The sequence below is a fragment of the Gardnerella sp. DNF01180P genome, from assembly GCF_049244205.1.
Classification (GTDB): domain Bacteria; phylum Actinomycetota; class Actinomycetes; order Actinomycetales; family Bifidobacteriaceae; genus Bifidobacterium; species Bifidobacterium swidsinskii.
Window position 1 is genome coordinate 1,499,075 of the sequence record NZ_CP058386.1, and the last position, 14,687, is coordinate 1,513,761.

General features: G+C 43.7%; 12 protein-coding genes. 5 read left to right on the top strand and 7 right to left on the bottom strand.

Annotated elements, in window-relative coordinates:
- Positions 1 to 59: 59 nt before the first annotated feature.
- Together HXT40_RS06050 and HXT40_RS06055 are read right to left on the bottom strand one after the other, a co-directional pair.
- On the bottom strand, positions 60 to 1,544 hold the full coding sequence (locus tag HXT40_RS06050; protein ID WP_064622129.1) for an App1 family protein: 1,485 nt from the start codon (positions 1,542 to 1,544) through the stop codon (positions 60 to 62).
- Positions 1,541 to 3,358 (bottom strand): L,D-transpeptidase, encoded by a 1,818-nt coding sequence (locus HXT40_RS06055; protein WP_116431919.1) that lies wholly within the window; start codon positions 3,356 to 3,358, stop codon positions 1,541 to 1,543. Before HXT40_RS06055 ends, HXT40_RS06050 begins: the two co-directional genes overlap by 4 nt.
- 381 nt (positions 3,359 to 3,739) lie before the next feature.
- On the opposite strand from HXT40_RS06055, the gene HXT40_RS06060 reads away from it, so the two are divergent.
- From HXT40_RS06060 to rpiA, 4 genes are all read left to right on the top strand, one after another.
- Entirely contained in the window at positions 3,740 to 4,840 is a 1,101-nt protein-coding gene (locus HXT40_RS06060) for a diacylglycerol/lipid kinase family protein (protein WP_103013802.1), read from the top strand.
- A 30-nt stretch (positions 4,841 to 4,870) separates the two neighbouring features.
- On the top strand, positions 4,871 to 6,544 hold the full coding sequence (gene pgm, locus HXT40_RS06065) for a phosphoglucomutase (alpha-D-glucose-1,6-bisphosphate-dependent) (protein WP_004125604.1): 1,674 nt from the start codon (positions 4,871 to 4,873) through the stop codon (positions 6,542 to 6,544).
- Between the two features lie 35 nt (positions 6,545 to 6,579).
- Positions 6,580 to 7,680 carry a ribonuclease H family protein gene (locus HXT40_RS06070; RefSeq protein WP_421777232.1) on the top strand — a complete coding sequence of 367 codons (1,101 nt, stop codon included), beginning with the start codon at positions 6,580 to 6,582 and terminating at the stop codon, positions 7,678 to 7,680.
- A gap of 346 nt (positions 7,681 to 8,026) precedes the next feature.
- On the top strand, positions 8,027 to 8,725 hold the full coding sequence (gene rpiA, locus HXT40_RS06075; RefSeq protein ID WP_116440352.1) for a ribose-5-phosphate isomerase RpiA: 699 nt from the start codon (positions 8,027 to 8,029) through the stop codon (positions 8,723 to 8,725).
- Between the two features lie 137 nt (positions 8,726 to 8,862).
- Here the strand turns inward: rpiA and HXT40_RS06080 are convergent, their stop codons facing one another.
- Positions 8,863 to 8,952: a 30S ribosomal protein bS22 gene (locus HXT40_RS06080; RefSeq protein WP_004268639.1), complete on the bottom strand. Its 90-nt coding sequence runs from the start codon at positions 8,950 to 8,952 to the stop codon at positions 8,863 to 8,865.
- A 104-nt stretch (positions 8,953 to 9,056) separates the two neighbouring features.
- Positions 9,057 to 9,713 (bottom strand): hypothetical protein, encoded by a 657-nt coding sequence (locus tag HXT40_RS06085; RefSeq protein ID WP_004109607.1) that lies wholly within the window; start codon positions 9,711 to 9,713, stop codon positions 9,057 to 9,059.
- 107 nt (positions 9,714 to 9,820) lie between these two features.
- On the opposite strand from HXT40_RS06085, the gene radA reads away from it, so the two are divergent.
- Complete coding sequence (gene radA, locus HXT40_RS06090) at positions 9,821 to 11,308, top strand: DNA repair protein RadA (protein WP_416090964.1); 1,488 nt, start codon at positions 9,821 to 9,823, stop codon at positions 11,306 to 11,308.
- A gap of 28 nt (positions 11,309 to 11,336) precedes the next feature.
- Here the strand turns inward: radA and HXT40_RS06095 are convergent, their stop codons facing one another.
- The 3 genes from HXT40_RS06095 to HXT40_RS06105 form a co-directional block, all read right to left on the bottom strand.
- Positions 11,337 to 11,894: a cysteine hydrolase gene (locus tag HXT40_RS06095; RefSeq protein WP_064621690.1), complete on the bottom strand. Its 558-nt coding sequence runs from the start codon at positions 11,892 to 11,894 to the stop codon at positions 11,337 to 11,339.
- 42 nt (positions 11,895 to 11,936) lie between these two features.
- A complete protein-coding gene (locus tag HXT40_RS06100) occupies positions 11,937 to 13,445 on the bottom strand; it encodes a purine-cytosine permease family protein (RefSeq protein WP_416090962.1) in 1,509 nt (502 codons plus the stop codon).
- A gap of 75 nt (positions 13,446 to 13,520) precedes the next feature.
- Entirely contained in the window at positions 13,521 to 14,645 is a 1,125-nt protein-coding gene (locus tag HXT40_RS06105) for a PfkB family carbohydrate kinase (RefSeq protein WP_116773820.1), read from the bottom strand.
- Between the last annotated feature and the right edge of the window lie 42 nt (positions 14,646 to 14,687).

Genomic DNA, 14,687 nt, shown 5'->3' on the forward strand with positions numbered 1-14,687 from the left:
TAACGAAATATTTTCTGCAATTCTTTAATATTACAAAATTATTTTGCAATTATTTTATACTATTTCGCAATCGCTTCCTCTATAAACGGAAGCATTGCTTTAGCTAAATCTTTGCCTTGAGGAGCTGCAAAAAATGGCACGCCTTGCAAAGTACCAACAGCACCTTCTGCTTCAATTATGCGCATTTGAGCATCATCAAAATCATCAATATCACCAGAAAACTCGTTAGCATTATGTAATTTTTCGATCGCCATAGTAGGAATTTCTTGCGCAGCTTCACACGTAGTATCAAGAGCATCCGAAAAAACATATGCACGCTTAGACGCACTTAAAGCAACCGCAAAATCACGAGATAATTTACGACGAAAATCCTCAACAGTAGCATGCTTACGCAATTGCCTAATACCTACTGCAAGCACACGACCTGGATGCTTACGAATAATATTCGCATACGTTAAAGGATCCTTTTGACCATCATCGCCAATAAGCACAAAACGCATACCCGGAAAATCATCCATAAGCTGAGTTGCAAATTCTAATTTATGCTGCGGTCCGTTTGGGATAAAAGTTTTAGGACGTGGATCCAAATCACGAAGAAGAAGAGGACCCTCAGGAAACTTTTCGCGATCAATAAAGTGACGAATTGAAGCCTCAACATTCCACGGAGAAGTAGAAAGATAGAAAAATGGAATATCGTCACGTAAACGCTCTAAAGACTGGAAAAACTCAGACATTCCAGTAACTGGCGAACGATGAGCAGGATTCATAATAAGCAAGTTATAAGCAGCACGAATTGGCGAAGGCGCTTGAGTTACCATAATAGTGTCGTCAACGTCCGAAATAACACCAACAGGAACATTTGCGTCAATAGCAAACAAGCTCGCTTTTACAGGCTCACGGTCACTAACAGAATACGAAACAACGTGACGACCAGGCTCTAAAGCGCGCTCAGTAATTAAATCTAAATACCCTGCACGGTCAGAAATACAATACTCTGCACTACCATCGCGCGAACCTTCAGGCTTATCGTATATTTCAGAATCGCCAATTTGAGCTGTTTCTACAGGAATACCGTCAATAGACAAAGCCACGCGCACACGCACAGCAGGAACAACAAGCATCGCGTAAATTCCGCGTTTTAGAGCAGAATGATGACCAAGCTTTGGAGCATACACAGTTCTGCAAATCAAGCGAGCATATCTATGCGTTCCATACCCAATATATGGCTCAACACTTGGAAACCAGCCAAGACGACGAGCAACACGACCAGCAAGACGCATCCACATGCCGACAATAGACGTAACGAGCCTGCGACCAAAACGCACAAGCAATGGCTTATTGTCAATACACTCAGCTTTAGACGGAGTGTCAAACAATGTTGCAGTAACATGCACAGGAATTGGCGCGCTGCTAATTCGTCTAGACGCAGCTAACTTCGGAGTAGATTGTGGACTTTGCACACACTCAAGATTAGAACGCGCAGAAAGCAAAAGTTCTTCGGCGCGTTCATCTTTGTTAAGTGAGTTACCCACAGATTCGCTCATTCGCGTACCGGACCATCTGGAGTCGTGCCAACAATTTGTACAATAGTGCCACGTGGGCAATTTTCAAAAATCCAACGAGCATCCTGCTCATACATGTTTATGCAACCATGAGAGCCGTGATTTGCAGCATCGCCAGTTGCAATACCCTTATAATTCCAAGAAGCAGTGTGGAAGCCTTCTCCACCATGGTAATAGCTAACCCAACGCACTCCAGGAGAGAAGTAAGGAGAGCCATCGCCGTTCCTACCGCGCATATCTTGTGAAGCATAACGCAAGTAAATAAAGAATGTGCCGGAAGCTGAATCATCAGCACCGCGCTTACCTGTGCAAACAGGGAATGTTTTTACAAGTTCATCATTCTTATAAACAGAAGCCGTTTGGGTTGTTTTGTCAACAACAATGCGCATTTCAACAAGCTTCTTTTCAACGGTAAACTTAGTGATTTTCGCAGGAACAGCCATCTTGAAATCATTGCCATTGCGCAAAGATTCTACAGCCTTTTTCGCAACACTATTGGAATAGTTAATTTCAACACCATTAGAACCTTTAAGCGTTGTGAAAATAAACCTACCTTCTTTATCAATTGCATCTTCTTGATTAATTTTTTGCTGATTAAGTTCTTTTGGAAGAACTTGAGACAAATAATAATCTGCTTTATCTGCATCAATTGTGTAAGAAAGCTTACGGCGAGTCGTATCTGCTTTTATACTGATCCAAGACGCAATCGCTTCTTTTGGAACCGTAAAATCTTTACCGTCACCGTTATTAAACGTGATTTTTTTCTCAAGAAGTTTATTTAAATCATTTACAAGTTTCTGCGCTGCATCAAGCTTAATAGGAGCGTCAGTGCGTCGAGATGTAACAGAAACTTTTACTGTTTTACCAGGGTAAGCAATTAACTTTTTTACTGCTTCACGAACAGACATAGTTTCTATAGTGCGACCAGGTATGCCATCCTCTACCTTGTAAGATTCAGAATCCTTGTCGAAAACTGCACTATAAGGTACAGCACGATCCTTCTCACGAATAAACTTATGCAATAAGTACGAATCCAAAGCAGAATCATCACGTACAGCTTTCAAGCTCACAGTTTGATGAACCCAAGGCATAATACGAGTAAATAAATTATCTCGCTTAGCATTCATAATAGCTTTTACAGTTGCGTTCTTATCAATCTTGACACCAAGCTGACTCAAATCTGCATCAATACTATTTCCTTGATCGTCACTAATTTCTAATTCGCTATGATCCACAGCATTCTGAACAGTCTTGCTTACAGAATCTTCCTGATAGCCAGTGAGATTGCGCGTAATAGAAGCATCACCAAAATCAACACCTGGAGCAACTCGATTGTTGAAATACAAATGAAGTGCAAAAAATGCTGCTGCTAACAAAATAACAAAAATAAGAAGCGAATACATCAACGCCATTGCGGAACGATTCGTACGATGTTTCTTTGCTTTCGGCTCTACTACTCTAAATGAATCGGTTGCAGTTGAATCGGCAGGAGTTGCATTTGCATACATGCCATAAGATGCAGCATTATTACCAAACACATTCTTCTTATTACCGGCAATATCTTCAACGATATCGTCAACAATGTCTCCAGAAGTATCTTCTTCATCGGCGACTTCGTCTAAATTATCAGCAAGAGTTCCCTCATAATTAACAGAATTATCAGCTATTTGATCTTCTACATGACTTTGAGGAACCTGCATAAAAGCAACAGTATCGTCACTAGCATCATCAGGCATATTACTAGGTGTAATATTGAGGGATTCATCTCCCTCAAAATTTTGCTGTAATTCAGCCATATTCAAAACCTCTGCTCAATAGTTGTATGCGACAGATACGCTTGCACAGTTTACCACTAGCGACGCACGAAATTAGTATTAGCGAAGCAGGAGAGCATAACTGGTTACATAACTAGCTATATAACTAACTAAATATTTAGTACAGAATTAATGCGAATAATACACGTGAAAAACGAGCAAAGAACAAGCAAAAGCAGCAAAATGCACAATTAACTAGCAACTAGCCGACACCTGATGAGTAACTAATAAACATCTAATACAAGCAATAAACGGTATTTATAAAAACAATACATACTATACAAATGTGTAAAAAACGTAAATATTCGCAATATGCCGCAAAATTTAGTATTGTAGAAAAAATAATGTGCAAGAATAGGAGGTATGCCAACTATGCCTATTCAAGCGACTATTGCTCTTATGATGATTGTATTCGCGCTTGTACTCGCTCCATTCGTCATCATGATTGTTTCGCGCGCTTTAAAACGTCATCATTTGGCAGAAAAACTTGCTCAACGACATGGCGACTCAGTGCATTACGCATTCATACTTAATCCTTCAAAACCACAAGCGAAATCGTATCGCGAAAGTATTAAAAATTATTGCAAAGAACGCAATTTAACCTACGAAATTATTGATACACAGTTAGATAAAGATGGACGCGAATGCGCTTTAGAAGCACTTTCAAACGGAGCTAACGTAGTAGTAGCAGTAGGCGGAGATGGCACGGTTCGTACTGTTGCGAGCGCAGTAAGCGGTAAAGGTCACGCGATGGGAATTATTCCTATTGGAACTGGCAATCTTTTTGCTAGAAATATGGGAATTCCAGTAAACGACGTGGATGCTGCGTTGCGTGTTGCAACTTCTCACGGCTCTAGGCAGGTTGACGTTGGGCGCGTAACGATTCTCGACAATCCAGAAGAAGATCATGGACACGCATTCTTAATTATTGCAGGCATTGGTTTTGACGCGTTAATGATTGACGACACTGATCCAAACTTAAAAAAGAATATTAGTTGGCTTGCTTATTTTGTCTCTGGCGTAAAGCATTTGTTTATGCCAAAATATCGCGCAACCGTTACCTTACAGCGTTCGAATGGCGACGAAAGCGTGCTAAAAGGATTGACTTTCCGCACACTTATGGCTGGAAATTGCGGTCAGATTCCTATGTTTTCGCTTATGCCAGAAGCAGCATATGACGATGGTGTGCTTGATTTTGAGATTATTGACACTTCGGGCGGTTTAATTGGTTGGGCTAATTTGTTCCGAGGAGTAATACACCAAACGCTAACAGGGCGCGCGCTCCAGCAGGATTCGCTTTCTGCAGGCTCAAGAATTGACCAAACGCAAGGTTTTAGCGCAGAAGTGCAATTAGAAAAATCTGCTCCAGTGCAAGTAGACGGCGACATTTTGGGCTATACGAAACATTTGCGCTTCACTGTTGACAAGCAAGCATTGTGCGTAAGAGTGCCAAAAAATAAATAAAATACAAGCACCGTGGCAAAATAAAAAATTATGGTAGCAAAAAATGCGGGAATGCCCGCCACCCCAGAAGATCTAGTCGACGTCGACGCTTTGGTTGGCGCTTACTATGATGAAGTTCCAAATTCCAACATTCCAGAACAGCGCGTGATTTTCGGCACGTCCGGTCACCGTGGTTCTGCTTTGAAAACTTCGTTTAACGAAGCTCATATTGTGGCTATTACGCAAGCTATTGCTGAATATCGCAAGAAAGCTGGCGTAACTGGCCCTCTTTATATTGGTCGCGATACGCACGCTCTTTCTGAGCCTGCTCAAAAAACCGCTATTGAGGTTTTGGTTGCTAACGGAGTTCACGTTCGCGTGGATTCTCGCGGCGATTTCGTGCCAACTCCTGTTGTTTCTCAAGCTATTTTGACGCATAATCGCGCAGCCGACGGCACTCAGCGTTTTAGCGGCGACGGCTTGGCTGACGGCATTGTCGTCACTCCTTCACACAACCCACCAACCGACGGTGGTTTTAAGTACGATCCTGTAACAGGCGGTCCTGCCCCTGCAGATGTAACTAACGCAATTGCAGCTCGAGCAAATGAATTGCTCGACAACTACAAGTCTGTAAAGCGCGTACCTTTCGAGGAAGCAATCAAGTCTGATTTGGTTGAAGGATTCGATTACCGCGAACACTACGTTAGCGATTTGGCTAATGTAATCGATTTTGATGTGATTCGCTCTAGCGGCGTACGTTTGGGAATTGACCCACTCGGCGGCGCAAGTGTAAACTACTGGCCACTTATGAACGAAAAGTATGGCTTGAACATCGGCGTTGTGCGTCCAGAAGTTGATCCAACTTGGCGATTCATGACTATTGACCACGATGGCAAGATTCGTATGGATCCAAGCTCCCCTTACGCAATGAAGGGCTTAGTTGATCAGCTTAACGCTGGCGCTTGGGATAAGTACGATTTGGTTGGCGGCACCGATCCAGATGCTGACCGTCACGGTATTGTGTGCCCGAACTGGGGCGTTATGAACCCGAACCATTACATCGCGGTGTGCGTGGAGTACTTGTTCGGCGGTGCTCGCCCGGATTGGCCAAAGAATACTGCTATCGGCAAGACGCTTGTGTCTTCTTCCTTGATTGACCGCGTAGCTGCTTCTATTAACGCAAAGCTTGTGGAAGTTCCAGTTGGATTCAAGTGGTTCGTTGACCCACTCTTTAGCGGCGAAGTTGCTTTCGGCGGCGAGGAAAGCTCCGGCATGAGCTTCTTGCGCAAAGATGGTCGCGTGTGGACCACCGATAAGGATGGCTTGATTCCTGATTTGCTCGCTGCGGAAATTACTGCAAAGACTGGCAAGAACCCAGCTCAGCTTCACCAGGATCAGGTTGCTCGCTTTGGCGAAAGCTGGTATAAGCGCGTCGATACCCCAACAACACTTGAGCAAAAGCAGAAGTTTGCAGCTTTGAGCGGCAACGACGTTGAAGCAACTAAGCTTGCTGGTGAGGATATTACCGCAAAGCTTACGGAAGCTCCTGGAAACGGCGCAAAGATTGGTGGCTTGAAGGTGACGACGAAGAACAACTGGTTCGCTGCTCGCCCATCTGGTACCGAGAATATTTACAAGGTTTACGCAGAATCCTTCGTTTCTCCAGAAGCACTTGACAAGGTGCTTGAGGAAGCTACTGCTGTAGTCGACAAGGCTTTAGCGTAACGTAATAATCTTGCGTAAATAAAGAAATCTACTAATTGCGCTGGTTGCAATCTGCAGCCGGCGCATTTTTGAAAGGTTTTGTCATGATTGTTGTTTCAACAGACGGTTCCGCGCTCGGAAACCCGAATGGTTCAATGGGTTGGGCGTGGGCAGATCACATTGACGAGTCTGGTAGCTCTAACGAACATCATCACACAGGCAATGCAGATGCTGGAGGCGCAACTAATGGCACAAATCAAATTGGCGAATTATGCGCGGTTTTAGAAGCTTTACGAGCACATCCTGGAAGAGAGCCGCTCACAATCGAAAGTGATTCACAATACGCTATTAACTGCGCAACTACGTGGATTCACGGATGGAAAAAGAACGGTTGGAAAAACTCTAAAAATGAACCTGTTAAAAATGCCGAGCTGATTCGAGCAATCGACGCGGAAATTACTAAGCGCGAAGGCGCCGTAAAATTCGTGTGGGTTAAGGGTCACGCAGGAAACGAAGGAAACGAAAAAGTTGATACATTAGCGCGCGGATATGCGGAAGATTGCCGAAATGGTTTGAAGGACGGATACTTGCCTTTAGAAGGCTGGAAGTCGCTTCTTGCTTCTGAATATGCAAAAGGTACGAATGTGCCAAGTGATGCGAAAATGCTTTTAGACGGCAAAATTTCTCATGCAAAATACCATCTTGAACGCACAGTTGGCGAAGATATTAATCCTGATTTTTCTGCACAAAATAGTAAAAACACTAGTGATCTAACTGAATCTGCAAATGAATCAGCGCGCGAACAAGCGCGTGAAACAAAGCGTGAAACGTTAGAAAATAGCGAAAAAGATGCACTATCAATAGAAAATGAACAAGATGCACACCAGCAAGATGCACACCAGCAAGATGCACACCAGCAAGACGCTATAACTATTGTTCAAGAAGTTCCAAAAACAAAGCAAAATGTTACGCAAACTGCATCTAAACCAGTTCAAGGATTAAGTGTTTCTGGCGTGCTGCAATTTACTCCACCACCAAACACAAGCCCAAGTTTTAACGGCGAGGCGCGCTTTATTTCCGGCACAATCAACGTAAACGGCTACGTAGAACCAGACGGCACCTTGCATTTATCTCCAACCGCCTTCTACCTTTCATAGGTTACTTTGGAATTTGCTCGGCGTTGAGCTCCAAACGTAGTAGATCGCTCGCGCGGTCTAGGCGCGCTCGCTACTGAGCTTGCGTTGAAAGCACACCGTGCTTTCAACTTGAGCAAGCTCACGCTCCGAGTTGCTTTCGCGCGTTACACTTTGAGCGCGAAAGCAGGTCGTCACGCCCGCGTTTGGAGGGTGCGAGCGCCCAGCTCCGTTCAAAAAATCTGCACGCAGACTAATATGGAAATGTACGAAAACGAGGCACGCATAAAAGCATAAGCGCCTCTCCCGCAAATGCGATGGAAGTTCATCGACGAACTCGGGAATAACAAAACATAAGAAAGCAGGAATAATGGATAAAGCACAACAAGACGCGCTTAAAAAAGCAGCCGGCATTGAAGCCGCAAAGATTGTAAAGAATGGAATGATGGTTGGTCTTGGCACCGGCTCTACAGTGCGCTTCTTGGTTGACGAGCTTGGTCGCAGAGTTAAGGAAGAAGGCTTGAGCTTCACAGGAGTCACCACTTCTCGTCGCACACAAGAGCAAGCAGAAGGCTACGGCATTAAGATTCTCGACATTAACGAAGTGGATCACATTGACGTTACAATCGACGGCTCCGACGAAGTTGACAAGAATTTCAACGGAATTAAAGGCGGCGGCGCAGCTCTTCTTTGGGAAAAGATTGTGGCTATTAATTCCGATAGCATTGTGTGGATTGTTGACGCAAGCAAGGTAGTCGACACGATTGGCAAGTTCCCACTTCCTGTTGAGGTGATTCCATTCGGCTCCGCGCAAGTGATTCGTAAGTTCGAAAAGCGCGGATATAAGCCAGTTTTGCGTCTTGATGCAGACGGCAAAGAAGTTCGCACCGACGAGAACAACTTCGTGGTTGATTTGCATATGGAGCGCATTGAGCATCCACAGGAGTTGGCGAAGGATTTGATTGAAACTGTTGGCGTTGTGGAACACGGCTTGTTCTTGAACATGGTTGACACCGTGATCGTCGGCGATCCTAACGGCCCTCGCACGCTTACCAACCCAAATAAGTAGCGAAACTAAGCGAAAAGTAGAGTCCGTAAACACGGGCTCTATTTTTTTGTATATAAAAAAGCGCCGGGAAAACCGACGCTTCAAAAAAGTCTTACGTGCCTAAACGTTCAGACACGCATCAACGCATAGCAAGAAAATTACTTGCGCTGGTGACGAGTCTTACGCAGCAGTTTGCGGTGCTTCTTCTTGCTCATCCGCTTGCGGCGCTTCTTGATGACAGAACCCATCTGAAGCCTCCATTCCTATGTAAAGTGTGCAACTTGCCTAATGTTACACCGTTTTAACGACTTTGTGGAGTGATATTACAAAGAACATCATTTTTTACAACAATTTACATTGGGAATCTGTGATAAAAACGCTCTACTGCTTGCTTTGCGCCGTTCACTTCAAAAACAGCGGTATCGTTCTGCCACAATGCACTAGCCTGTGATTTATCATTTTCATCATTTCGCAACACATAGCTACCGGAAGTCTTGCCAGAAACTTGAATTTTTCCACTTGCGATATCAGAACCCTTAAGTCCATCAACTAACGCCTCATACTGTTTGTTTGCAGAATCGCGATTCGACCATTGAGCAACAGTTACAGACACTTCCCCATCTGGCTGACCAGTTGAGTACTTAACAGAATATTCCTCCAAAGGCGACGATTCAGTCCAAGTTGCACTAGGTATAGCGTCAACACGAGCGAAATCAAGTACGCTATCTGGCATAGCCTTAAGCAATGCCGTAGAAGATGCTGGCAAAGGTTTCGATGGTATAGAAGGCGTTTTAGGCATTACCATATGATTTTTGCTCGCAACGTTTTCGTGATTTAATGCCCAACCTGGCCACATAAATGCTGAAATTAGAGCCAAAACCACAATTACTGCAGCTGAAGTCAACACAACTAATAACTTGCTGTGTGATGAATTATTGACACTTGAGGAATTCATATTCAACGCACCCATCTTTGAAGCATTCATACTTGAAGCATTCGATTTCGACATACTTGCATTATGTCACATCGCGATGACGCTTTTAGTACGCAAAAGCGCTTTACAATCAAAAACAAATACAAAATATGATTGTCTAATAAAGCGTATAGCGTCGAGATATGGCTAGTAAATCTACTCTTCACTATTTATGCTCTGAATGCGGTTGGAGCGGCTCAAAATGGTACGGTCGCTGCCCTGAATGTGGCGAATGGGGCACAGTGAACGAGTTTAGAGAGGCGCGAGTTAGCGGATTATCTCGTACAACACGTACACCGCGCGCAACAACAGCATCACGCGCATATTCACCAGATAACATAACTACTTCTAATCGCAATATCGCACATTCAACTCTCGATTCAGCAACATCCGCGCAACCAATTAGCGAAATTCAAGCAGACGACGCAATGCGCATCCACACTGGTTTTAGCGAATTCGATCGAGTATTAGGCGGAGGACTTGTGCCAGGCTCCGTAACTCTTATAGCAGGAGAGCCAGGTATCGGAAAATCAACACTACTTCTAAAAACTGCAGCTTACGTATCTAAACAATCAAAAGAAAGCAACACTCCCCCTGTATTGTATATTTCCGGCGAGGAATCAGCAGCACAAGTTAAATTGCGCGCGTCTAGAATTAACGCTGTAAACGATTATTTATTACTTGCAACAACAGGCGATCTTGACACTGTACTAGATCTTATTGAAACGCATCACCCTACGCTTGCTATTGTCGATTCTGCACAAACGATTTCCGCACAAGAAGTAGATGGCATTACAGGCGGTTCTACACAAGTTAGAGAAGTTGCGAGCGCACTTATAGACGTTGCTAAAACTAACAATATTCCGATACTTTTAGTTGGGCACGTTACAAAAGATGGTTCAATAGCAGGACCGCGGACGCTTGAGCATTTAGTTGACACAGTATGTCAATTTGAGGGCGACACACAAACAGCACTACGCATGCTAAGAGCCGTAAAGAATCGCTTTGGACCTACAGACGAAGTTGGCTGCTTCGACATGAGCGGTGAAGGAATTGAGGAAGTGCCAGATCCTTCCGGACTGTTTTTGTCTTCTACAGAAAACGATAATCAAGGTAAAAATGCGCAAGATGGCACAAACGACGGAACTTGCGTCACTTTTACACTTGAAGGACACAGAAGCCTGCCGATTGAAATACAAGCACTTGTAACGCAATCAGCCCTGCCCACTCCTCGCCGTGCAGTTTCTGGTGTTGATTCTAACCGTCTTGCAATGCTTACAGCAGTTTTGTATCGTCACGGACGCGTTAATTTACTTGCAAAAGATTTGTACGTATCTACTATTGCAGGAGCGTTGGCAAAAGAGCCGTCTTGCGACTTGGCAATCGTAGCAGCTTTAGCTAGCGCTGCTGCCGGGAAAGCAGTAACTCCTAAAACTTGCGCAATTGGTGAAATGAGCTTAACTGGTCAAGTTCGCCCAGTGCCAAGAATAGAGCCGCGATTGCGTGAGGCTGCACGAATAGGATACAAGCGCGCAATAGTTTGCCATATGCGGAAAAACGTTAATATTCCAGGATTAGAAATCATTGAAGTTAACACAGTGCGAGAAGCGTTAAAAGCACTTGGGCTATAAGCTAAGCAAATGCCCAAGTGCTACTACTTTAAAGAATTTCGCTTGTGCTGCACACTGTTATAAGCGGCGTAAAAAGCTCCATAGTTTTAAGAGCTAGCTTATGATTTTCTGGCGTGCTTCCTGCACAAGCATCTTCTGCGATACGCACAGCAACGCCATTATCTGCTGCAGCTAAAGCGGTTGTTAGTACGCAACAATCTGTTGCGACTCCGCAAATTGTTATTTTGTGACATTCGCCTAATGCAGCTTTAAGCTTCGTACCCCACTTTCCAAAAGTTTCGCAAGTAACTACAGTGTGACCTTCCGCAAGTTCTGCTGTTTCTGGAGTGAAGTCATACATTGGGTCGTCAGGTTTTACGAGGAATTGTGGCCAATCTTTAAAATAGTCAACCCAAGCGTTTTCTGGCTTAAGCGGTGCTACATAGCGCGTGTAAATTACTCGATTACCGTAGGCTTTTGCAAGTTTTGTAAAAGCTTCGGTTGTTGAATCGTAAGTGTGATCTGCGCACGCCCAAGTCGACCACTCACTTTCGCAAAAAACGCGCTGCCTGTCGATTACCACTAACCATTCGTCTTCTTTAATCATTTGAATATCCTTTCATACGAATATCCTTTTTTATTTTTATTTTTATTCTGCAATTTCGCTTGTTGACAAATCTACTTCACTTGTTGGCAAATCCGCTTCCTGCTTAGCAATATCTTTGCGCTGGAAAATTAAAGAGCCGATTAAGCCGATTAGTAACGCAACTATTACGCCCAGGTTTGCACCAGCCCAGCTACTTGATTTTCCGCCAACAAGCCAAAGCAAATAACCTTGCCATGTAAGCCATTTCGCTGCAGAGTTTACGACCAAACCCCATCCAACAATCGTTCCAACGCAAAGAATCGCAAAAGCTTTAACATTCCAAGCACCGTAGCGACCTTCCGGCTTATACAAGTCCTCAGTGCAATAATCTTTTTTGCGAACAAGCACATCCGTAGTAAACATTCCAGCCCAAACAGCCATCGGCACTCCCAAAGTCGTTAAGAAGCCTTGGAATGGTCCAATAAATGTGTCGGAGAAGAACGTGACATAAACAACGCCAAGAGTAGTTAGAATTGCAGTAATAATTGCTGCAACAGTTCGAGGAATACGTATTCCAAAAGATAGCAGCGCGAGACCATTTGAATAATTGTCCATAATTGCTCCAGACATAAGTCCTAGAACCGCTACAATCGTATACGGAATCAAATACCACGCTGGCAAGATTGCAGCAATTGCTCCAATCGGGTCGTTTCCAACGTTTTGAGCTAATTTCATATTAGAAGCTGCGAGTAGAAGACCGTAGAAAATTAGGAACACGTTTGCAATTGACGCTCCAAAAGTAGTCCAAAAAACGATTCCGCTATTTGAAGATTTTCTAGGCAAGTATCTAGAGTAATCAGCCGCAACATTAACCCAGCCTATGCCGAAGCCAGTCATAACGAAGAAGCAGCAACCGAGCATTGCAGGAAGAGATCCGTTTGGAATTTGACCAATCGCAGCAAAGTTTATGTGTCCCCAACCTAGTACGAAGAATCCAAGAGTGATTATTCCCGTTACAATTGTTATAACTTGCTGGCACTTCATAATTAAGTCGTAGCCGTAAATTCCAACAATTACAATTAATCCAACTACGATGATTGTGCTCACGATTTTAACACTCGTGCCACTACCCCAGCCGATCTTTTCTGCGGCTGTTGCCATTGCAAGAACGGCAGTTATTGCTAGCGAAATCTCCCATCCGAGCGTTGCAATCCAACTTAGTGCTGCTGGAATGTTTGCTCCACGTACGCCGAACGTTGCGCGAGTCAATACCATTGTTGGAGCGTTTCCGCGTTTGCCGGCTATTGAGATTACCCCAACCAGCAAGAATGATACGATTACGCCGATTATTGTCATTAATGTTGCTTGCCAGAAGGATATTGCAAAACCTAATGCCCACGCTCCGTACGACATGGCAAATACTGAAATATTTGCTGCAAACCACGGCCAGAATAAGCTTGCCGGCGTTCCTTTACGCTCGCTTTCACTGATTGTGTCTATGCCTTGTTCCTCAATGCTTAAGGAACTTTGGGTTTGTTGAGCTTTAGCTTCATCTACTTTAACTTTACTCATTGTTTCACCTAGTTTCTTTTTTAGGTTGATTTGCTTGTCTTTGCACAACGTAAGAAAAGTTAACAAATGTTGGTGTTAATAAACATTTGTTTTAATAAAATCTTCTATCTCCTTTTTCGTAGGGCACGTTGCAGGCCCGTATTTGGTAACAGCAATGGCTGCCGCAGCGTTCGCATACAAAACTGCTTGCTTAAGCGTCATTTTGTAGCCTATGCAAGCCGCAAGTACGCCAGTATGCGCATCTCCAGCTCCATTTGTATCTACTGCTTTTACTTGAAAACCTTTAATATGCTCGGCTTCTTTGCCTAAATCACACACCCAAGCTCCGCAAGATCCTGCATGAACGATGAGCGGAGCTTTTAACACACGCTGTAAACGCTCGATTTTGTATTTTGTAAGTTGATTATTAGTTGCGCAAATAGCATCTTCACTAGCACCTTCGCTAGCTACTTCGCTAACACCGTCACTAGCACATTCGTTGCATTTAGCATCATTCCAAGCGTTAAGCCTTTTTGCTAAAATCTCAGCTTCTCTAGCATTACACAACCAAATTGGCGCGTAGTCAATCAAGGCTTTTAAATCTTCATCTGAAATATTTGCAATCATTGGAGACGCATCAAAAATCGCTGTAAACCGGCGCTTGTGTTTATCAAAAGAACTCTCTAAAGCACTACTACCTAAACCGCACAAACCGCTTGTTCTTAGCATAAACCGCAAAAGCGCGCGCTTTATAGGACTTACAAACGTGTATCCGCTAATGTACACAACATCTTGCGGATTTGGGTTTACTAAGTCAAAAGCATGCTCGTCACCACTAGTTTCCGCACCTTTAGTAGATATAAAAGTTCGCTCTGCGCTTTTATCCGTAAGAGCTATGCAAAATCCTGAATCAAGCATGGAATTTTTTGTGCCAATATGCGAAATATGTGCTTCGTTTAAAGCTTTAGAAATAATATTTGCAAAATATCCTTCACCCAAAACGCCAGCCCATTGCGCTTTAGCTCCCATTTGACTTGCAGCAAATAGCATGTTGTAACTTGCACCAGCGCTCATACTATACGAGTTTGCAAATATGTCTTCACCTGGTTTAGGAACGGAATTAACTTTCATAGTTACATCTACGATAATTTGACCAAGTGAGATTACTTGCGGCACGACCAAACTTGCTTTTTCATTCAAGCTTATGTTTGATTTGTACATTGCAATCGCCTCTAAAAGCTACTATGCAGCATATTCTCTACT

Excerpts from the sequence above, each read along its gene's own strand:
- HXT40_RS06050 (WP_064622129.1), bottom strand. The coding sequence starts at position 1,544 with ATGAGCGAATCTGTGGGTAACTCACTTAACAAAGATGAACGCGCCGAA.
- HXT40_RS06055 (WP_116431919.1), bottom strand. The coding sequence starts at position 3,358 with ATGGCTGAATTACAGCAAAATTTTGAGGGAGATGAATCCCTCAATATT.
- HXT40_RS06060 (WP_103013802.1), top strand. The coding sequence starts at position 3,740 with ATGCCAACTATGCCTATTCAAGCGACTATTGCTCTTATGATGATTGTA.
- pgm (WP_004125604.1), top strand. The coding sequence starts at position 4,871 with ATGGTAGCAAAAAATGCGGGAATGCCCGCCACCCCAGAAGATCTAGTC.
- rpiA (WP_116440352.1), top strand. The coding sequence starts at position 8,027 with ATGGATAAAGCACAACAAGACGCGCTTAAAAAAGCAGCCGGCATTGAA.
- HXT40_RS06080 (WP_004268639.1), bottom strand. The coding sequence starts at position 8,952 with ATGGGTTCTGTCATCAAGAAGCGCCGCAAGCGGATGAGCAAGAAGAAG.
- HXT40_RS06085 (WP_004109607.1), bottom strand. The coding sequence starts at position 9,713 with ATGTCGAAATCGAATGCTTCAAGTATGAATGCTTCAAAGATGGGTGCG.
- radA (WP_416090964.1), top strand. The coding sequence starts at position 9,821 with ATGGCTAGTAAATCTACTCTTCACTATTTATGCTCTGAATGCGGTTGG.
- HXT40_RS06095 (WP_064621690.1), bottom strand. The coding sequence starts at position 11,894 with ATGATTAAAGAAGACGAATGGTTAGTGGTAATCGACAGGCAGCGCGTT.
- HXT40_RS06100 (WP_416090962.1), bottom strand. The coding sequence starts at position 13,445 with ATGAGTAAAGTTAAAGTAGATGAAGCTAAAGCTCAACAAACCCAAAGT.
- HXT40_RS06105 (WP_116773820.1), bottom strand. The coding sequence starts at position 14,645 with ATGTACAAATCAAACATAAGCTTGAATGAAAAAGCAAGTTTGGTCGTG.